Genomic DNA, 20520 nt, shown 5'->3' with positions numbered 1-20520 from the left:
AAAAAATCTAGTGGAAAATTTTCGTTTAGATGTTATTCTGGAATTAATAGAAAATCAGGAATATTTGTAAGCAAATAGCTATTAGCACTCAGCACTTCAGCAATTAGTAATTAATAATTATTGCTCTGCTCTTCTTCAGAAGGCAGAAAAAAGGAGGAAGGAGGAAGGAGGAAAAAATAACTTTTCTTCTGTTGCTACAAAATCACAAATAGCAGCAATAAAAGAATCTTTCAATATCATGTCTTCTGAATGGTTAGAACAATTACATTTTGCAGTATTATCTGTTAATGATCGCCTAGTAAGTGAATTCATTATGCAGATTCCTATGATTAAATCTAGAAGCATTGACACATAAAATTATAGGATTATCATAAAGTTTATCCTCTGTTAACCAGATTTATTTTATTATAAATGAATAAAAAAAATTTTCAGAACTTGCCAGATAAAAATAATATTTTAATAGTTGATGATGCACCAGAAAATTTACGACTATTATCAAGTATGCTAGAGCATCAGGGATATAATGTCAGGAAAGCAATTAATGGTAAAATTGCCATTAATGGCGCACAAATTGCTAAACCAGATTTAATATTACTCGATATTAACTTACCAGATATAGACGGTTATGAAGTATGTAAAAAATTAAAATCTTTAGAATCAACTAAAGAAATACCAATAATTTTTCTGAGTGCTTATAGTGAAGAAGTCGATAAAGTTAAAGCCTTTGAAGTCGGAGGTAGAGATTATATTACTAAACCTTTTCAACTGAGAGAAGTATTAGCTAGAGTCGAAAATCAACTATCTATTTATCAACTGCAAATGCAATTGAAAGAAAAAAATTCCCAGCTAGAAAAAGAAGTTATTGAACGTCAAAATTCTGAGGAACAACTAAATTTTTTATTATCAATTACTGCAGCTATTAATGCTAGTTTAGATATTCATTCTGCACTAGAAATTACCCTCAAATATATTTGTGAAAATATTAAGTGGGATTATGGTGAAGCTTGGCTTCCTAATCCTGATAATTCTCAACTTGTATATAGTCAATCTTACTATCTTAATATTCCTCCTGATACTCCTAGTCAGGAATTAGAATCCCCCCCAACCCCCCTTACCCAGGGGGGCTTAGAATCTCCCCCTGCCCCTCTTTCTCAGGGGGGCTTAGAATCTCCCCCTGCCCCGCTTAGTCAGAAATTAGAATCCCCCCCAACCCCCCTTTGTAAGGGGGGCTTAGAATCCCCCCCAACCCCCCTTTGTAAGGGGGGAGAAATATATGAGAATAAAGATTTACTAGGTAGAGTTTGGCATAGTAAAAATACAGAATGGATAGAAGATATTTCTGTAACATCACCTACAATTTTTGAAAGTGATAATATTGCTGTTAAAATAGGATTAAAATCTGCTTTTGCTGTACCAATTTTGTGGAGAAATCAGGTATTAGCTATTTTAGTATTTTTTAATAGAGAAAGTCTGCCCAAAAATCAACAGTTAATTAATTTAGTGAAGGTAGTGGGAAATTATTTAGGCGCATGGATAATTAATAATTAATAATTAATAATTAATAATTAATAATTATTAATGGATAATAAAGACGTGGAATGTCCCTCTTGAATGTGGAACAGGCATCCTGCCTGTTTACTGTTCCTGATATTTTCACACTGGGCAGGATGCCCATCCCACATTACAAAGGAAAAGGCTATATGAATAATTAATAATTAATTATCAATTATCAATTATCAATTATTAATTACTCCTCATATTCTGGCACCTTAGTTTTCTGAGGAATATTTACAGGAGTTGGTTGATAAGGTTTAGGAGCCTCATCATCAGCCCAAGCATCCTTCTCGATCTCCTCATCATATTGATACTCTAAAGTTGCTTGATACTCTTTCGGCTGACTCTTATCCTCTTCATAATCATCATACCCATCATCTGAGTCCCCCCAATTATCTTCCTCATAGTAATCCTCCTTAACAGGTTCTGGTCTTACCTGCTTTACTGGTGGTGGAGCTATAGGTTCTGACTCATAATAATCATCATAAACTGCTTCTCGTTCTAATTGCCGTGGAGAAGGAGCAACTTCTTCTTCATAATAATCACGATAAACTGGCTCAGGTTCCGCCCAGTCTTCATCCCATTTTTCCTGAATAGAAGGTTTTACTGTACGAATAGGTTCACTACTAACTGGTTGTCCTGTACCTAATTGATTACCAGGATTAACAGTAGGAGGATAATATAATCCGTCCTCCTCTTTTTGCCAAGGAGCTTCCCCTAAACCCAAACGTTCTAATACTCCTACCGTTAACTGCTGTAATTTTTCTTCAGAACCTTCAAACACAATTAGACGATCTGGCCCACTACTGACAATTTCATCAATTGATAGTTCATAGGTACTGATAAATTGGTCTGGAATTTGGGGTATACCAATAGAAGCGATAATCAAAGACACCACTTTACCATCTCTGGTATCAAATTTGAAGCCCCTAACTCGGCCTAATAATTCCCCATTTTCTGTCAAAACCTCACTATTTATTAAGCTGCTATAAGCTTCCGTATCAATTTCTTCTTCTATTATTTCTTCATCATCGACTAAGATAACGTCACCTATTTCACGGACCTCTTTCAGAAACATAAACTTGGGTATTCCAGCTACTGCTAATATATTGTCCCGTAGTCCCACAGCTACCACTTCCCGCCGATCCACATCTACCCATAACTGGCTGACTACTCCCAGGCGCTTACCCTTATCACGAGTAATTACTTGAGTTCCTAATAGTTCCGAGCGTTGGCGGATTTTTTCAGATGTCATTATAAAATAATCCCGATTAAATTTTATATATATTTTTGATTTTAGTCTGAGCAGATTAAACCTTGCCTAGTGAGGCATAGTTTAGATTGAATTAGGGTATTGCATTTATGAGAAATAGTTCTAGGTTTTGAATTGTTTGTAACTCAGGAGTTAGGCATTTTAAAGATTTAAACATGAAACTCTACATTATATGTAGGGGCGAATGGCCATTCGCCCCTACAAGTATTGGCTATACCTAAGTCCTATTAATTTCAAATTTACGTTCTCCATACCATCCTATAATTATGCAATTCCCAAATTAGACCTAGATATCTTGAATCAAAATACTACCTTAATATTTAATTATTAATCTTCAATTTTATATTTTAATCCGTAAAACTTGGGTATGAGCGCCTCTAGCTTGGGTAACATTGATGCTACCTCCGGACTATTCTATTATTGGCCGACCCAGACTAACTACAATAAACATAAACTAAGCTTGCCAGTGCCTATTGTTTAATCATTTTAGGTAATCGCTCTACATTGGCCCCTTACAAATAAGGTTTATCTACAAGTTTGCCTAAGTCTTAATAAAGTGGTTCTTCGTAAGTCTTGTTAATGTTTTGCTGGAAACTGGCAATTAACTTCCCATAACTGATAACTGAATTAAAGACCGCCAAAGATTAAAATACTTGGCTCATAGCTGAGGTCATCTTCACAGACGACTAAATTAATGGCAGAAAACAGCCAGCTAACTGCTAATAACTGAATTAATAGTAGAGCTTTATATATAGAACCCATTTGGTTGGTATCTATTTTTTTTAATAGATGGGGAGGGTGGTTCCTGTGGTTCGTGTAGTTCGTGTGGGTATATCAAGGTATTTTTCTACTTTTTTCCCTATTTTATTTCTCCCACTCCTGACTTCTGACTCCTGACTCCTGACTCCGATACCAAAAACTCGCACTTTTACAAAGATACCAAATAGCTTCTATAGGATGTTTTTCAGAAGTTTAAGGCAGGACATAGGAAAGAGGAGGCAAAAGGTTAAGAATGATTTGGAGAAAGTAGGTTTTAATAATCGGATTTGGTATATTAAAGATAACTCCACTAAATAAGTAATTTTTGTGAAACTCTTAATTTATACTGCATACTTATTAAAGCTATTATCCTACTTAATATACAACTAAGATTAATATACAACTAAGAACTAATATGGGTGTTACCGCTTTTGCTAGAGGAAATCAACTTTTTCAAGAAGGAAAACTAGGGGAAGCGATCGCTTGTTATCAAAAGTCCATACAAGCAAATCCTCAGTTTACTTGCTCTTACGAAAATTTGGCCAAAGTGCTGGAACAGGTGGGACGCATAGATGAGGCGATCGCTGCTTTACGTCAAGCAGTGGCCATAAATCCCCAGAATCCTTTGCTTTTAAATTATTTGGGGAGAATGTTGAGCAAGCAAGGCCAATTGACCGAGGCCGTAGATTATTTTCGCCGAGCGCTAGAAATAAGAAAAGATGTGTGTAATTTTTATCTAGATTTGGCCAGTGCGTTGCTGAAGTTGGGAAAATGGTCAGAGGTAGAGGACTGTCTTGATCAAATGATTCAGTTTTCTTTAGATTCTCAATCTCCTCACCCTAATCCTGTAGGGACATTGCACCCTAATCCTGTAGGGACGTTGCACCCTAATCCTGTAGGGACATTGCATGCAACGTCCCTACCCCCTACTTCCTATTCCCTACCCCCTACTCCCTACTTACCAGATATTTATTATTATTGGGCAGAAGCTAAGTCAGGACAACAACAATGGTCGGAGGCAGTGGAGTTTTATCAGCAGAGTTGGGATATTGATTCGAGTAGGGTAGACTGTGGTGTTGGTTTGGCCAAAGCTTTGGGTAAGTTGGGACGGTGGTCAGAAGCGGTAGATACTTACCATAGTGTGGTGGTTTTGTCAATTGTTTCTGGTGAAGTATTCTTTGGTTTAGGTCAGGCTTTAGGGCAGTTGGGTAGATGGTCAGAGGCAGTTGGTGAGTATAAAAAGGCTATTGATTTGGGTTTTGAGAAAGCCGAGGTAAGGCATGATTTGGGGTATGCTCATACGCAGTTGGGAAGATGGGAAGAAGCAGTGGTTGAGTATCGGTTAGTGCTAGAGGTTAATCCGAAGTCTGCCGTGGTGAGGTATCAGTTGGGGTATGCTTTGATGCGGTTGGGATATTGGAGTGAAGCGGAGATTGAGTTAAGGAAGTCTGTGGAGTTGTATCCTAAGTCCGCTGTGGTTTGGCAGCAGTTGGGAGATGTGTTGAAGGAGTTGGGGAAAAAGGAAGAGGCGGTTGAGGTTTATGGGAAGGCGATCGCTCTGAACCCAGACACTCATAATAAAGAATGGCCAAGAGTTTCTATTTCTAGTAAAAATAATTCTAGGGTTGTTACTGTTAATGTTTTACAGTTTACGCCAGAAAAAACTCGCAATCCTTTTTACACGATAATCCCCACAGAAGTTATGAAGCACTCTGACATTAATTTTCGTTTCACTACGAACCGAGATGATGTCATCAAATCCTGTCTGGCAATGCCGAAACCTACTGTTATCCATTTTCATCAGCTCGATCCTCTCTATCACCCTGGTGATAAGGCAGAATCAAGCATACGTCAACGTGCTAAGTCATTGCTTGACTTCCTAGGAAATATCAAAAAAGAGGGTGGTAAGATTGTCTGGACTAAACATAACCCTCTTCCTCACGATCGCCAGTTTGCATCTGTCGATATTGAACTCCAACAAAAGGTTCTAGATATAGTCGATCGAGTGATTGTTTTGGGTTATGGGGCAAAGAAAATACTCTCTTCGGTATGTCCTCCTGATAAAATTACTGTAATTCCCCATCCTGCTTTCGATTTGGTTTATGGGGACTTATTACCAAAAACTGGAGCACGCCGTCGTCTGGGACTTGAGACTGATGGTTTCTTATTTGGTAGCATTGGAGAGATTAAGCCTTACAAAGGCTTAGAATTTCAGATAGAAACTTTTGCAAAGTTGACAGACGAAAAGCCTACACCAAAGTTAATCATTGCTGGGAATCCAGGATCGCAGACTTATGTTGATAAGTTAAAGGCTAATCTGCCAAATAATGTTTTACTCCAACCAGGAAAAATTCCCTTCGATGAGATGTCAGCTTGGATTTCTTCATTGGATGCCTCTATCTTCTCATTTCAGGATATATGGGTTTCTAGTTCAGTGATTTTGTCAATATCTTATCAAACTCCTGTAATTGTTCCAGACATTGGTTTACTTAGAGAGTATGTAGAACAAGATAACACAGGATTTTTGTATAAACATAGAGAGCGAGATTCACTTTTAGATGCAATCAAAAGCGTAATGCTATCCCCTTATCCCGATCACTACAAATATATGTGTCGAGTTTTCTGTGAAAAACATGCAGTTACGACAATAGCCGATCGGTACATAAATCTCTATAAAAAAGTATCTAACCTCTAAAAACAACCACAAAAATAATTATGTTCGATATTGTAGTACCTGTTTATCAGGCCATCCACCATGCTCGGAGTTGCTTGAATAGTATACTTAAGTCTGGAAGTCTTCCCTATCAACTTTATATTGTTGATGACGGCTGTAATAACTATGTAAGAACTCAGCTTGAGTTAGTTGCCAACAAAAATAGCCCAAAGGTAAAATTGCTGGTAAACGAAAATAATAAAGGTTACTTATATTCTGCTAATCGTGGTGGCATGACAGGGACAAATCCTTATATTGTCTTTGTTAACTCTGATGCTTGTGTTCCTGAAAGATTTTTAGAAAAAGTTGCGGATGCCTTTGATACCGATCCTACAATCGGGGTATTAACGGCTGTATCAAATTGGGCAAACTGGACTCGAATATGCTGGACTATTCCTCCTGGTCATAATATACACTCACTACAAAAACAGCTAGAGCAGATATCTCAAAACAGACTTTCTGACATAAACAATGCCTCCGGGTTCTTTTTCGCTGTGCGTCGTGAAATATTCCAGGATTTGGGTGGATTTGACCCAGTATATGGTCGTGGTTATTGGGAAGAAGCAGATTTTTGCATGAAAGTTCTTAGTCGTAATCTTCGAGTTGTTGTCGATGAAACCTTGTTTGTTTATCACCATGGATGGGGTAGCTTTTTGGAATCAGGTCGCGATTTTAATATGAAGCACAACAAAGGGATATTTATGGAACGGTGGTCTAAAGATTACGAAGCTTATCAAAAACAATGGCGTTCACATAATCCAATCAGCTATATGGAACGTGCAGTTATTGAGGACAAAAAAAAGTATCCTGACCTACTGTGCCGAAATTCGGCCTTTAAGGATGCTAGTTCCCAGGCGTGTAAGTACCCTATTGACAAGAGGTCAGTCGGTGCAGAAATTGAAGCCCTAAAGCTATCGGAGCAACTACCGCTACCCATTACTCCAAAAGGGCAAGCATTAGTAAATAATGACAGCCCAAGAATATTATATATTCTGCCAGCACTCAAAGTGTATGGTGGCATTATATCTGTTTTGCAGATTGTCAACCAACTTATTATTAATGGTTTTGATGCTAATATTGCTACTTATGGGGAAGTTGATGAGCAGGTACTACAACTATTTCCTATGTTTTTTAATCCTTTTAGATTTTCTAGCATGGAAGAAATGGTAGCTGAGTTTCCAGACTGTGACCTGATAGTTGCGACTCACTGGAGTACGGTTTATCCTGCTTATCTTCTCCAGAAAAAACGAGCCAATCTGCGCCTTTGCTATTTCGTCCAGGATTATGAACCTGACTTTTATAACGATAACTACAAAAACCTGCAAAAAGCGGCAGAACAAACCTATTATATGATCCCAGATAAAATTGTCAAAACGAGATGGCTAAAGTGTAAAATGGAGGAGTTCCCGGGCAAAGTTCACCGTATCCCTCTAGGTCTGAATCTGGACTATTTCCACAACACTAATACTGAACGCAAACTACAGATAATTGCCCTGGGTCGCCCACAGTCAGAAAGACGTAATTTTGAAATGGTCATCTCTGTCTATGCTGAAATCCATCGTCGTTACCCTCATGTAATTTTAGCGCTCTATGGTTTTGGCTATGATATGACAAAGTTGCCGTTTCCTTGTAAAGATTATGGTCTTTTAACCCGAATGGAAGATGTTGCTCGCGCCCTAAATGAGTCAAGCATTTTGCTAGACTGCTCAACTTTTCAAGGGTTTGGCAGACCTGGTTTAGAGGCAATGGCCTGTGGAGTTTTCCCGGTTCTGACGCGGGAAGGTGGCATTACCCAATATGCCAAGCATAACTATAATTGCTTGCTTATCAATCCTTTGAATCAACAAGAAATTGTGGAAGCTTTAGAAAGCTTTATAACTAAACCTGATTCTTTTCAAACCCATCTTGCTAATGCAAAAAGTACGGTTGAAAATTATAGTTTGGAGAAAGAAGGTTTACGCACTGCTGAATTTCTTTCTCTGGTTTTAAAGAGAGATGATTTTGACTCTTTAGGACTAGAAGAAATCGATTATAATTCAGTACCACTTAGAGGTTCATCTCCCAAAGATATATCAAAAAATTTTGGTATTCAGTCTGATAGCATACCAGATTCTTCCCCAAAATATGCTATTTCTTCTATGCCCCATAAATCCTACGAGTCTTATGTTGTCGAGGACGGACATAAGAAAGTACCTGGATGGGTCGAGGATGGGGCTTTATTAACCATAAGTATGTTGGCTCATTTTCAAAATGTTCATAGTTTATCTGGTAGCGTTTGTGAAATTGGCGTTCATCATGGTAGGCTATTTATAGCTTTAGCAATGATGGTAGATTCTGAAAGTCCTTTAATTGCTATTGATTGTTTTGAAAATCAAAGTGCCAATATTGATAATTCTGGTAAAGGAGATAGCCTTCAATTTACCAAAAACTTTAACCAATGGATAGACAACGAAAAGCAGTTGAGAATCTTAAGTTCTGATTCTCTGTTGCTTACCCCTGGTGAAATTTTGACTTTATCAGAAGGAAAATATGCACGATTGTTTAGTGTAGATGGTGGTAACACAGTCAACCATGTTCTGAACGACTTGGCCCTTGCTCAAGAAACTCTATCAGATGGTGGTATTATTATTGTCGATGATTTTGTTAATCTACGCTGGCCTGGAGTAATGGAGGGTGTAGTTACTTATTTTGGCTCTAATTCTAGTCAGGGTTTGGCACCTTTCTGCTATGGAAATAATAAACTTTACTTATGCCGCCAAGAATACTACCAAACATTTTTTAATTATGTTTTGGCAGATATATCTCCCTTAGCAACAACGTTTAAGGTTGTTGAACTATTTGGTTATCAGGTTCTTTATGCAAAAATGTCTGGCTTTTCTAAATAATTGTGGACAAAACTGATGTATGAATTTATAGAGCTATATGTTGCAGGCAACTAAGAACTAAACATTTGAAATTAATTAAGGTATCAATATAAAATGAAGAGAAAAATTGTATCGGATGCCTATTCCTGGGGATACGAGTCTCCCATCGGCATCAGTCAGGATATTGACAATACTATCTCAATTCTGGGATATTACAAGAATGAACCTTTTCACTACTGTGATACTTATGAATGCTGTTCTATATCATTTGAAGACGACTGTAATTTTTGGATTGATGAGTCTTCTACTCAAGCTCAGAATCATATATCAGGTTCGGTAGGTGTATTAGCATCTCAACTTGCAGGTACTAACAACTATTTTCATTGGATGATTGATTGTGTTTCGCGAATCAAAGCACTTGGAAACTTAGAAGAATTAGACTATATAATTTTTCCTAAGATTAATTCCAAGTATGGACAAAAAGTTATTTCTGCTCTTGGCATTAATGAAGCCCAAGTGCTTATAGCCGAACCTGGAATGATGCTTTCAGCCGAGCGACTGAGCATCCCTTCGGAAAGAAGAACGGGAAATCATCAAGTCAGTCAATGGATGGTTGAATTTCTTCGTAATTCTTTTCTTGCTAAAATTGAAAAAAATAGTGAAGAAGAGAAACGTATTTATATAAGTAGGAAAAGTAGGGGATTGAGAGCAATTGAAAATGCTGCTGAGGTTGAATTAATTCTCAAAAAATATGGTTTTATAACGTATGAATTTGAAAAAATAGCCTTTGATTCCCAGGTAAAGTTAATGCCGAATGCTTCTTTTGTCCTTGCACCCCATGGTGCTGGACTGACTAACCTGGCTTTTTGTAATCCGAAAACAAAGGTCTTAGAAATTTTTGCTCCCTGTTATATAAGCAGCTTATTTTACCAAATAGCAAAACACGTTGGGTGTGAGTACAGATTTTTAGTAGGAAATTTTAGCGAGAGGGATGAAAGAAATTCAAACAGCCGTAACATTCAAGTTGATACAAATGATTTGAGTCAGCTAATAGAAAATCTGCTACTTGTATGATAGCATATGCAAAGATTAGGTGTTTTAGGAATATACTATACCAGCGTTTTCTATCCAATAAAATTCTATAACTTTCTGATTATATTCCTTGCCTAAAAATTCAAACACTTTTTTCAAAGTTAATTCTGGATTGTTCACATAGTATAAAATCAAAATCTGGTAGACTAAAAACAATAACTTGCAAAGTTATATCATATTTGGTTAAATACTTATTATAATTGAAGCTCGTATTAAGGCTGAAAACTTATCTAAAATTAGGGATTTAGCCCGACTACAAATAAAAAGTATACTTATAAGTGATTATCCTAACATAATATTACACTCAAACTTCTAAAAAATTCATGGCTTATACCAGTTCTCTCAAAACTGCTAATCAACTATTAAAAGCGGGTAGATTGGATGATGCGTGCCAAGAATATCAGAAACTCATAGATCAAAAACCTAATTTTGCCTGGAATTACTATTATTTGGGGCAAGTGTTTGTCCAACAACAAAAATGGTCTGATGCCGTAGCCCAATATCAACAGGCTATTAAACTTAATCCTAATTCTGCCAACTTGTATAATAGTTTAGCCGAAGCATTAATCAAACAAGGAGAATTAGATCGGGCAATTAATTCCTCAAAAAAAGCTATTTCTCTCGAACCAAATTTGGCAATTTATTATCAAACATTAGCTTTAGTTTATGAAGCCAAATCGGATTTTGCGCAGGAATTAACAACTTGGCAAAAAGTGCTTTCTCTTAATCCAAATCACTTCAAGGCAACTCAAAAAATCTCTTGGTTGCAAACAGATATTGCTAAAAATTTTGTGGATAATGGGGATAAGTTAAATAAGGAAGGAAAGATAAAAGAAGCTGTTGAGTTTTACCAACAAGCATTATTTCTCAACCCTCAACAACCGATGTCTATTTATCGTAATTGTGGCAATAATTTAATTACTTTAAGCAGATTTAAAGAAGCAGAAGTGGTTTTTCAACAGTTAATAGAAAAGTATCCAAATCAACCTCATGGTTATGAAGGTTATGCCAAGGTAAGTCATAGTTTAGGTAATTGGGAATTGGCATTAATACGGTGGTCGGAGGCAGCAATTAAGTTTCCCCAATATATCAGTTTTCAGCACCAAAAAGGCAGTGCTTTAATCAATTTATCTCGGTTTAAAGAAGCAGAGGCGTTTTTTCAACAGTTAATAGAAAAGTATCCAAATCAGCATCATGGTTATGAGGGTTATGCTAAGGTAAGTCATCATTTAGCTGATTGGGAGTTGGCATTAAAGCGGTGGTCAGATGGTATTGCTAAGTTTCCCGAATATATCTGGTTTCAAATTGGAAAAGGCAATGCTTTAATCAATTTATCTCGGTTTAAAGAAGCAGAGGGGGTTTTTCAACAGTTAATAGAAAAGTATCCAAATCAGCATCATGGTTATGAGGGTTATGCTAGAGTAGCTCAGAGCTTGCCAGATTGGGAGTTGGCATTACAACGGTGGGAAAATGCTTTAGAAAAGTTTCCCAACTATTTTAATTTTTATTTGCCAAAAGGGGATGCACTAGCTATTCTGTCTCGTTATGAAGAAGCAGAAACTTGGTGGAAAAAAGTTATTGCTAAATATCCCCATCGCCATGAAGGATTGTCCAAAAGTGCTACTCTAGCGAGGCATTTGGGAAATCGGAAATTTGCTTGGCAAAGGTTTGAACAAATTATGGAAAAGTTCCCTGGGCATATTCCGGCCTACTGTGAGGCTGCTAAAGAATTGATGGCCATGGGGCGTTTTGTTGAGGCTGAGGCAAAATACCGAGAGGCTTTGCAGAGAAATCCTAATAATTTAACGGTTTTGCTCCAAGGGGGAATTTTAGCAAGCCAACAAGGAAATAGAGAGTTAGCTTTGGAGAGGTTTGAGCGAGCGAGCGAGTCTTACGATCCTCAAAAAGCTATTGATGCCTATATACTGGCGGCAACGGAATTAAAATATTTAGGTCGCGAAACTGAAGCTGAGGCGAAGTACGAGCAAATTTTAAGTTTCCATCAGCAGCGGGGTTTATATCCAGAGGTTAAACTACTGGGGACAGGTTTAACTTCTATTCAGGAATTAGGTTTGTTACTTGACCGACTGGTTACAAAACAACCGAATAGTGCTAAGGATGTTGTTTCTTTAGCTCAGTTAACAGATAATATATTATTATATCGAAGGAATTATCCTGCACCCGTAGCTAAAGATGCTTCTTCGTTGCTGCCGAAGTTAAAGATATTAAAAGAATTGTTTTCGCAAGTTATTGCTACTCAAGAGGATTGTAAAGAGCAGGATTTGTTAGTCTTAAAACACTTCAATATGGCTATTCAACTCCTGGAAAAAGAATCCCAGAGATTAAATAGCAGCGAGTGGAGAAAGGTTAAGCTGCTTCGCACAGAAATTCCACTGTCATTAATTAATGAGTTGCGTTTTGAGGGCTTATCATCGTCAGCACGCTATGTAATAGGTGCTGACGAATGGATGCCTAAATTTCAGACAGAAGCTACAGTAAAATATTTACCCGGGTTAATGGATGAAGAAAAGGAGTATTTTCCAGCTAAAGTTGGGAAATTGGCAAGTTGGCTTAAGCTGAGAAGCAGGCAAACTATAGAGATATTTAAGGATTTTATTTGCGAGCCTCCTTATGGTATTTCTGAGGGATATATTCTACCTTGGTTTTACTATTGCAGTTTAGTATCTCAAGAGTTTATTCATGAACTAGACAGTGAGAAGGCTGAAAACTCTGAACAAAACATTATTTATAGCAAGGCTTGTTCTAAAGACAGTATGAAAGTTTTCGATTCTAGAGGCTTTTTTGAGGAAATTGCTATAAGTCAAAAAAAACTAGATAGTTATTACGAGGATGAAGTAGTTTTCGGCATACCTAATGTTTGGGGAATTTGGGGTGCATACCAGAACTACGGTCATTTACTGTTCGACCAAATTCCTAGTTTGATTCTGTATCAAAAACTGAATTTATCGTGTAAAATATTTGTTCCCCACATTATGGATAGCCACTGGGAAATCTTTAATGCTTTGAACATACCAAGAGAGAGAATTTTGGTGAAACAAGAGCAGAAGTTTAAATATTTCATAATTAGCTGCTATCAACACAATGCAGAGATAATTGATATTTACAGAAAATTGAGAGAGTCAATCGTAGCAAAGCGTTCCGATATACCCTCAGAATATCGCGCTCGTTATGTGTATATTTCAAGAAAACATTCCACTAACAGAGCAATGACTAATGAAGCAGAAGTAGAGGAGTTGATGGCGAGCTTAGGATTTTCGATTGTTTATGCCGAAAGGTTGAGTTTTGAAGAAAAAGCCATGCTAATGAATTATGCTTCTTTTGTAGTTAGCCCCCACGGTGCAGGTATTCTCAACTCGGTTATGTGTCATCCAAATACAACTATTGTCGTAATAATGCCTCCGGGTACTTCTCCGTGTACATACAATTATAGGATGTGTGCTTGGAGTGAATACAGTTTGTACTTGCTATTAGGTAAAAAAACAGCTAATGGCTGGGAAACGAACATAAATAAGTTGAAAAAAGTTATTACTACAATACTTGAGGCAGAATGAAAACCTACACAGAACAGACAAGATGTCTGTTCTAAGGGCATACAGCCGCTTTCAGGTCAATGAGCCACACGAAAAAAGCGATAATTCTGTAGGGACGTTGCATGCAACGTCCCTACTGTGGTTTATTCAAATGAAAACCGCTGTAAAACAGCAGCACTTATTTGTAACAAATAGGTGCTGCTGTTATGTTTTACAAAGAAAATGCTAGGTCTTCAAAGGAAGCATTCAAATAATGCTGATAGTTTTCAAAATTAACTGTATGGGGACGCGGTAAATCGAATACCAACTTCCCTCCTTTTTCTAAGTAGTTAATCTCATCCTCAATCACTTCCCGACGCAAATGCCAAATCAATACCATAGCATAATCTGGATGTGCTTCCCTTAACTTTTCGTGAGTTATAATGGGAATACGACTTCCTGGCGTAAGCAAACCATCTTTTTGAGGTTGCAGGTCGCTAATAGCTACTAAATCCTCTGGGGTAATGCCACAATAGTTCAAAACAATATTTCCTTTAGTCGAAGCTCCATACCCATAAACTTTCTTACCAGAGGAACGCATCGTATCAAAAAATGCTCTTACCTCATCGCGATGTTGAATAATCCGATTGCGGAATCGGTCAAAAGGAGCCATTGTTGCGAGGGGCGCTTCAGCATCAAGAAGTTTTTTGATAACCTCATAGTTAGGCTTCATGGCACTATCCTTGTGGGCAGCTATAATCCGAAAACTCCCACCATTAACAAAATTCAAACTGACATCAAGTATTTTGAGGCCAGCCCGTTCGGCCATCCATTGAATCTGCTGCAAACCCAGGTAAGTTAAGTGTTCGTGGCAAATCTGGTCGTAAGTCAGATTGGTCAACATCAGCGGCATATAGGAAAGTTCAAACGCCCAAACCCCATCTGGAGCTAAAACAGAATGAATTTGCTTCATAAAGTCTATTGGGTCTTCCAAGTCATAAAACATGGCTATGGAAGTAACGATTTTACATTTGCGATCGCCCACCATTTCCCGCACCCCATCAGCAGAAAAGAAATCATAGATAACTTGAATATCTGTATCAAAATTATCTGCGAATTTTTTACTTGAGGGATCCATACCTATGCGAGTTAGGTTGCGTTCTCGATAAAAGTTCAGCAAAGTACCATCATTGCAACCAATGTCTAAAACCAAATCCCCAGGATTAGGTTGTACCATTTCCAAAACTTCTGTAACAATACCTTGTAGGTGACTGCGCATTGTCCGACTGGTTGAGGAACGATAACCGTAGGTAGTACCATACATTTCCGATACATTAGCACTGTGTTGGAGTTGCAGGGTTCGACAGACAGATTCATCACCATCACAAATTACTAAATCTAAAGGAGAAGTGGATGGATCGGGAGAGTCAGCGGATGGAAAAACTCCGCTCAGGGGTTGACTCCCCAGACTTAAAACTGGGGTAAGTTTTTCGTTGCCACAAACTCGGCATTTAGTAATTTCTCTAGAGTAAGAAGTTGATTGAGTCATTTGTTTTTTTCAATAAATCGGACTATGGTAGTATTTTACAAGTAATTTGGTAAAAAATAGCAATTTCTTCAGCTTGCTTGCTCTTTTAGCGTTTTTTCGCCTTCAATGGTTTGCATTAAACGTTCTTTTAAACTTTTAGCAGGATACCAACCAATTTTTTTCATAGCTTTAGTATCAGCTTGAGAAAACATAATTTCACCTGAACGTTGAGGTAAAGCTCCAAATTTTAATTCTGTTTGAACTTCTGTAAGCTCTTTCAGCATTTCTATAAGTTGTCGCAAAGAAATTGCTTTACCCATTCCTACTTCATATTCTTGATAATATTGTGACGGTTCGGATTCTTTTTCCAACAGTAAATAATAGGCCGAAACTACATCCTCAACATGAATAAAATCTCGTTGCTGTTCCCCTGAAGTAAGTTCTACCTCAGAGGCATTGCTTAAAATTTTTTTAATTACTAATGGTATGAGTTTGTTAGGATAATCTGCTACACCAAAAACGTATTCTAATCTAACATTAAAAAACTCGATCTGATGAGCTAGAGCAATTTGTTTTCCCCACTGTTGGAAATGCTTTTTAGAAAGAGAATAACTCCCTAATTCTTGATAGGGAAGATTGATTTTATTTACATAAGTATCGGTGTTAATAAAAGTTTTGGTCTGGAAATGTTTAGCTGCATTTAACAATTTTAAAGGAAATGCAGTATTAGTTTCAAATATTTCTATTAGACTCTCTTGACGGCGGCCAGTAGCTGTTGCTGTGTGAACTACTGCATCAATTTTTCCAAAGTCTTGAAAGGGTTTTTCTATGCTGCATTTATCTATGTCATAAGCAGTTATCTCTGACAAGCAATCCTCAATCTTTTTGGTGTCAGAAAAACTACGCTTGAGAATAATAACTTGATAATTATATTTAAGTAGGTGTTTAACTAACTGACTACCGATGAAACCTGTTGCACCTGTAACTAAAACCGTTTTTTTCATTAATTTATGATTAATATAACGTGGTTAGAAACCCGGTTTCTTGGAGAAACCGGGTTTCTGAAAGCAATTTAAACCGGGTTTCTGAAAGCAATTTATTATTCATAAATAAAGGGACTTTCAAACTCAGAAAAAGGTAAAAATGCGCGATCGCGCTCGGAAATAATAGGGTTAGTCTCACCAATAGGCCAAGATATTCCTACGGAATCCCAGCGTACTCCGCGATCGTGGTTAGGAGCATAAATGCTGGAAAGATTGTAAACCAGAATAGCTTTTTCGCTAGTAGCATAGAAACCATGAGCAAAACCAGTTGGTATATATAAGATATGAGCATTTTCCTGGCTTAACTCGAAGGTTTCGTATTGTCCGTAAGTAGGCGAACCTACCCGTAAATCTACCACAGCATCAATTACTCGACCAAAAAGACAATAAACCAGTTTAGTATGATCGTGAGGTGGTATTTGAAAATGTAAACCTCTTAAAACATTTTGATGAGAAATAGAATAAACTTCCTCAACATATTTTGTTTCTAATTTGTATTTTTCAAATGTTTCTTGATGAAAAGTCTTGACAAAACTCCCTCTTTCATCTTGAAAAACTCTGGGCTGGATAATATAGCATCCAGTCAGTTTGGTTTCAATTAATTTCATTTTCATTTATATTTGTTGAAATCAGTTAAATTCAGAAAACCATCATACCATTTAATTGTCTCTTGTAAACCTTTTTCCAAAGTATATTCTGGATGCCATTTTAACAATTTACGAGCCTTTTCTGCCGATAAATATTGATGTTTAATCTCGTTAGTTGCCCGATTTAAAATAACAGGTTCTAGATTGGTTTTATTCATTAACACCAAAATTTTACGCACCAACTCTAATACCGTAATTTGTAACTCATTACTAAAATTAAAAGCTTCCCCTAAAATTTCTTTTCTATCCATTTGTTCTGCCAAATGCAAATAAGCCAAAACTCCATCTTTAACATAAAAATAATCCCGGATATAAGTACCATCGCTACGAATAGTCACAGGTTTATCCCGCAAAGCAGACCTAATAGTATCCGGTACAATGCGATTAAAATTCAAATCTCCCCCACCGTAAAAATTACCACAACGGGTAATACAGATGGGCAACCCATAAGAAACATAATAAGTACGACTAATTAAATCTGCACAACTTTTAGAAACGTCGTAGGGATGTTCTCCTTGTAACGGGGTAGTTTCATTGTAGGGCAAAACCTCCTGGTCTCCATAAGCTTTGTCGCTAGAGGCAATAACAATGCGACTCACACCCCCCACCCGACGACAAGCTTCCAATACATTCCAAGTTCCTTTAATATTAGCTTCAAAAGTCCCCAAAGGATGTTTATTGGCCACTCCCACAATGGTTTGGGCCGCCAGATGAAAAACCGTATCTACTTCATATTCAGCGATCGCCCTTTCAATAACATCCAAATCCTCAACACCACCTCGGACTATATTAATTTTATCCGCCCGATCGTCAGTATAAAGGCGAGATTTCGGCACCAAGTCCCGTACCAAACCAGTAACTTTTGCCCCCCGCTCCACCAACTCAGCTACCATCCAACTGCCTAGTAAACCAGTACAGCCAGTAATAAAGACAGAGCGATCGCCCCAAAAATCATTTACCTGCATATTATTCCCAAATTCTCCAAGGTGCTTGACCCAACTTCCACATCTTATTCAACTCCTGATATTCCTTAAAAGTATCCATCGCATAAAAGAAACCAGAATGATAATAACTCATTAGTTGACCTTCTGCTGCCAACTTTTCTAATGGGTCTTTTTCTAAAACACAATTTTCCGCGGATAAATAATCAAACACTCGACGGTCAAACACAAAAAAACCAGCGCTCACTATTTTATCGTCTTTAATCTTTTCCCCAAACTTCAATACCCTAGCTTCCTTGTCAATATCTAAAACTCCGTAACGAGAAAGCGGTTGTACCGTAGTGACAGTAGCCATTTTTCCATGACTTTTATGAAATTCTACCAAATCTTTAATATTAATATCTGCCAGACCATCACCATAAGTCACCATAAATAAATCTTCATTAATATATTGTTTAACTTTAGCAACTCGCCCCCCAGTCATAGTTTCCAAACCAGTATTGACCAGAGTCACGCGAAAGTCCTGCTCTTGATGGAGGTTATGGTAAGTAATTTCCTGGGAACGACCTAAATTAATGGTAAAGTCATTATTCATGGCCTCGTAATTAAGAAAATACTCCTTAATTAAATTGCCTTTATAACCCAAGCAAATAATAAAATCCCAAAAACCATAATGAGCATAGAGCTTCATTATGTGCCAAATAATCGGATGCCCTCCCACTTCCACTAATGGTTTAGGACGGTATTCGGTTTCTTCTCTTAAGCGGGTTCCCATACCACCGGCTAGAATAACTACTTTCATTTTTGTTCCTGTTTTTCTTCTGAAATAAGCATTCTTAATACTCCTTTTGATAATGGATAATTTTCCATTGTATCATAAGGAACTGTAAAACTCTAAATCAATTTATTTTTTGATGATATTTAGTGCAAGCATCTTGCTCGCGCGGGTATACCTCTTGCTGATAACTCAGAAACCCGGTTTCTTGATTGATAACTCAGAAACCCAGCTTCTAACTCAGAAACCGGGTTTCTTTTGGCTTTTTAGTTTCTATTTTTTTATCCTACATCTTAGATTCTTAAAACTTGAGTATGAGCGCCTCTTGCTTGAGTAACACCAATAGTACGTTCGGATGCTTCCATCATAGGCCGACCCAGAGTAACTACAATAAATTGAGCTAGTTGTGCTTGTTGTTTTATCATTTTAGCTAATCGCTCTACATTCGCTCCATCTAAAAACATATCTACTTCATCAAAAGCATAAAAAGGAGATGGGCGATAACGTTGGAGGGCAAAAATAAAGCTTAAAGCTGTTAAAAATTTTTCTCCTCCAGACATAGATGCTAATCTTTGAACTGGTTTTCCTTTCGGGTGAGCGACTAAGTTTAACCCACTATTAAAGGGATATTCTTGATTATCTAATTGTAAATAACTATCTCCTTCGGAAAGTGTGGCAAAAATTGTGGGAGAATTAGTAAAATCAGACTTTATAACTTCTAATTAATGATAGAAATAACCGCCAATTATGATGAACCGTGGAAAGCAGCAATTGGAGAATATTTGCCATCTTTCCTCAGCTTTTTTTATCCAGAAATTCACAACTCCATTAATTGGAAAAAAACGCCAATTTCTTTAGATAAAGAACTAGAGCAAATTACTGCCTCAGCCACAACAGAAAAACGTTATGCTGACAAATTATTTAAAGTTTGGCTATTAAACAACGAAGAAAAATGGCTGTTAGTTCATATAGAAGTTCAAAGTCAGTACGACCAAGAATAATTAATAATGGATAATGGATAATGGATAATGAAAACTATCTCTAACAAAAATGCTGATAACTGATAACTGATAACTGATAACTGATAACTGAAGATGGCGTCCCAGTTCATATAAGTCTGGGTTCAAAAAAAGTCGGATTAGATTAGACTTTTATGTTGTGAAACTCTTAGATTATAAGTGGGAAGAATTATCAGCAAGTAACAATGTTTTTGCTATGATAGTAATGGCACACTTAAAGACTAAGAGTACCACCAGAGATTTCACAGAGCGAGAAGAATGGAAATGGCAATTAGTCAGAAGTTTATATGAAAAAGGATTAAGCAAGTTTGATATTATTAACTTGTTTAAATTCATAGATAAAATGATGACATTGCCTCCAGCATTACAACAAAATCTAGAAACAAAAATTAATCAATATGAGGAGGAAAAAAAAGTGGAACTTTTATGTATGATGGAAGAACGTGGTCTTGAGAAAGGTAAACAAATAGGTCAACAAATAGGTGAAAAAATAGGTGAACAAAGAGGTGAAAAAATAGGTCAACAAATAGGAGCCAAACAAACTTGCCGACAAAATATTTTGGACTTACTCCAAATGCGATTTTCATCAGTCCCAGAAACTCTGGTAGAAACTCTGAATAATATTGAAGATTTAGCTTTCTTAAAACAGTTACATCTAGAAACAATCAGAGTTAATTCTGTGGCAGAATTTGAGGAATTAATTCAAGATAATTTTTCTAAGGAAAATTATTAATATCGGGATTTTAAATTCTCGGTTATAACTTCTAACTCCTGACTTCATA

Annotated in this window: 14 protein-coding genes and 1 pseudogene; 7 read left to right on the top strand and 8 right to left on the bottom strand. The window is 37.0% G+C overall.

Annotated elements, in window-relative coordinates; genetic code table 11:
- Positions 1 to 411 precede the first annotated feature (411 nt).
- Complete coding sequence (locus tag VKJ25_RS05130; protein WP_324235548.1) at positions 412 to 1548, top strand: response regulator; 1137 nt, start codon at positions 412 to 414, stop codon at positions 1546 to 1548.
- Positions 1549 to 1747: 199 nt separating this feature from the next.
- Here VKJ25_RS05130 and VKJ25_RS05125 read toward each other — a convergent pair whose 3' ends face one another.
- Entirely contained in the window at positions 1748 to 2809 is a 1062-nt protein-coding gene (locus tag VKJ25_RS05125; RefSeq protein ID WP_324235547.1) for a PRC-barrel domain-containing protein, read from the bottom strand.
- A 645-nt stretch (positions 2810 to 3454) separates the two neighbouring features.
- Positions 3455 to 3589, bottom strand: a complete 135-nt coding sequence (locus VKJ25_RS05120; protein ID WP_324235546.1) for a hypothetical protein — start codon at positions 3587 to 3589, stop codon at positions 3455 to 3457.
- Between the two features lie 412 nt (positions 3590 to 4001).
- Between VKJ25_RS05120 and VKJ25_RS05115 the strand changes: the two genes are divergently transcribed.
- The 4 genes from VKJ25_RS05115 to VKJ25_RS05100 all read left to right on the top strand — a co-directional run bounded on the left by VKJ25_RS05115 (position 4002) and on the right by VKJ25_RS05100 (position 13827).
- Complete coding sequence (locus tag VKJ25_RS05115) at positions 4002 to 6281, top strand: tetratricopeptide repeat protein (protein WP_324235545.1); 2280 nt, start codon at positions 4002 to 4004, stop codon at positions 6279 to 6281.
- A 20-nt stretch (positions 6282 to 6301) separates the two neighbouring features.
- On the top strand, positions 6302 to 9184 hold the full coding sequence (locus tag VKJ25_RS05110) for a glycosyltransferase (RefSeq protein WP_324235544.1): 2883 nt from the start codon (positions 6302 to 6304) through the stop codon (positions 9182 to 9184).
- Between the two features lie 93 nt (positions 9185 to 9277).
- Entirely contained in the window at positions 9278 to 10237 is a 960-nt protein-coding gene (locus VKJ25_RS05105; protein WP_324235543.1) for a glycosyltransferase family 61 protein, read from the top strand.
- 341 nt (positions 10238 to 10578) lie between these two features.
- The gene (locus VKJ25_RS05100) at positions 10579 to 13827 is read left to right on the top strand and encodes a tetratricopeptide repeat protein (protein WP_324235542.1); all 3249 of its coding nucleotides are present in this window, start codon (positions 10579 to 10581) and stop codon (positions 13825 to 13827) included.
- A 190-nt stretch (positions 13828 to 14017) separates the two neighbouring features.
- On the opposite strand, the gene VKJ25_RS05095 is transcribed toward VKJ25_RS05100, so the two are convergent.
- From VKJ25_RS05095 to VKJ25_RS05070, 6 genes and pseudogenes are all read right to left on the bottom strand, one after another.
- A complete protein-coding gene (locus VKJ25_RS05095; protein WP_324235541.1) occupies positions 14018 to 15334 on the bottom strand; it encodes a class I SAM-dependent methyltransferase in 1317 nt (438 codons plus the stop codon).
- A 68-nt stretch (positions 15335 to 15402) separates the two neighbouring features.
- Entirely contained in the window at positions 15403 to 16317 is a 915-nt protein-coding gene (locus tag VKJ25_RS05090) for an NAD-dependent epimerase/dehydratase family protein (protein ID WP_324235540.1), read from the bottom strand.
- 95 nt (positions 16318 to 16412) lie between these two features.
- Positions 16413 to 16970, bottom strand: coding sequence for a dTDP-4-dehydrorhamnose 3,5-epimerase (gene rfbC / locus VKJ25_RS05085; protein ID WP_324235539.1), 558 nt, complete (start codon positions 16968 to 16970; stop codon positions 16413 to 16415).
- Positions 16967 to 17968, bottom strand: a complete 1002-nt coding sequence (locus tag VKJ25_RS05080) for a GDP-mannose 4,6-dehydratase (RefSeq protein WP_324235538.1) — start codon at positions 17966 to 17968, stop codon at positions 16967 to 16969. Before VKJ25_RS05080 ends, rfbC begins: the two co-directional genes overlap by 4 nt.
- A 1-nt stretch (position 17969) precedes the next feature.
- Positions 17970 to 18746: a glucose-1-phosphate cytidylyltransferase gene (gene rfbF, locus VKJ25_RS05075; RefSeq protein WP_324235537.1), complete on the bottom strand. Its 777-nt coding sequence runs from the start codon at positions 18744 to 18746 to the stop codon at positions 17970 to 17972.
- Between the two features lie 266 nt (positions 18747 to 19012).
- Positions 19013 to 19414, bottom strand: a pseudogene (locus VKJ25_RS05070) (chromosome segregation protein SMC); the annotation flags it as partial.
- A gap of 30 nt (positions 19415 to 19444) precedes the next feature.
- On the opposite strand from VKJ25_RS05070, the gene VKJ25_RS05065 reads away from it, so the two are divergent.
- Complete coding sequence (locus tag VKJ25_RS05065; protein WP_324235536.1) at positions 19445 to 19720, top strand: hypothetical protein; 276 nt, start codon at positions 19445 to 19447, stop codon at positions 19718 to 19720.
- 157 nt (positions 19721 to 19877) lie between these two features.
- The gene (locus VKJ25_RS05060; protein ID WP_324235535.1) at positions 19878 to 20471 is read left to right on the top strand and encodes a hypothetical protein; all 594 of its coding nucleotides are present in this window, start codon (positions 19878 to 19880) and stop codon (positions 20469 to 20471) included.
- The last annotated feature ends 49 nt before the right edge of the window (positions 20472 to 20520 follow it).

Origin of the sequence: Okeania sp., assembly GCF_035285525.1 — a bacterium.
Lineage (GTDB): Bacteria > Cyanobacteriota > Cyanobacteriia > Cyanobacteriales > Microcoleaceae > Trichodesmium.
This window is presented reverse-complemented; position numbering and strand designations above follow the sequence as displayed.

Excerpts from the sequence above, each read along its gene's own strand:
- VKJ25_RS05130 (WP_324235548.1), top strand. The coding sequence starts at position 412 with ATGAATAAAAAAAATTTTCAGAACTTGCCAGATAAAAATAATATTTTA.
- VKJ25_RS05125 (WP_324235547.1), bottom strand. The coding sequence starts at position 2,809 with ATGACATCTGAAAAAATCCGCCAACGCTCGGAACTATTAGGAACTCAA.
- VKJ25_RS05120 (WP_324235546.1), bottom strand. The coding sequence starts at position 3,589 with ATGGGTTCTATATATAAAGCTCTACTATTAATTCAGTTATTAGCAGTT.
- VKJ25_RS05115 (WP_324235545.1), top strand. The coding sequence starts at position 4,002 with ATGGGTGTTACCGCTTTTGCTAGAGGAAATCAACTTTTTCAAGAAGGA.
- VKJ25_RS05110 (WP_324235544.1), top strand. The coding sequence starts at position 6,302 with ATGTTCGATATTGTAGTACCTGTTTATCAGGCCATCCACCATGCTCGG.
- VKJ25_RS05105 (WP_324235543.1), top strand. The coding sequence starts at position 9,278 with ATGAAGAGAAAAATTGTATCGGATGCCTATTCCTGGGGATACGAGTCT.
- VKJ25_RS05100 (WP_324235542.1), top strand. The coding sequence starts at position 10,579 with ATGGCTTATACCAGTTCTCTCAAAACTGCTAATCAACTATTAAAAGCG.
- VKJ25_RS05095 (WP_324235541.1), bottom strand. The coding sequence starts at position 15,334 with ATGACTCAATCAACTTCTTACTCTAGAGAAATTACTAAATGCCGAGTT.
- VKJ25_RS05090 (WP_324235540.1), bottom strand. The coding sequence starts at position 16,317 with ATGAAAAAAACGGTTTTAGTTACAGGTGCAACAGGTTTCATCGGTAGT.
- rfbC (WP_324235539.1), bottom strand. The coding sequence starts at position 16,970 with ATGAAAATGAAATTAATTGAAACCAAACTGACTGGATGCTATATTATC.
- VKJ25_RS05080 (WP_324235538.1), bottom strand. The coding sequence starts at position 17,968 with ATGCAGGTAAATGATTTTTGGGGCGATCGCTCTGTCTTTATTACTGGC.
- rfbF (WP_324235537.1), bottom strand. The coding sequence starts at position 18,746 with ATGAAAGTAGTTATTCTAGCCGGTGGTATGGGAACCCGCTTAAGAGAA.
- VKJ25_RS05065 (WP_324235536.1), top strand. The coding sequence starts at position 19,445 with ATGATAGAAATAACCGCCAATTATGATGAACCGTGGAAAGCAGCAATT.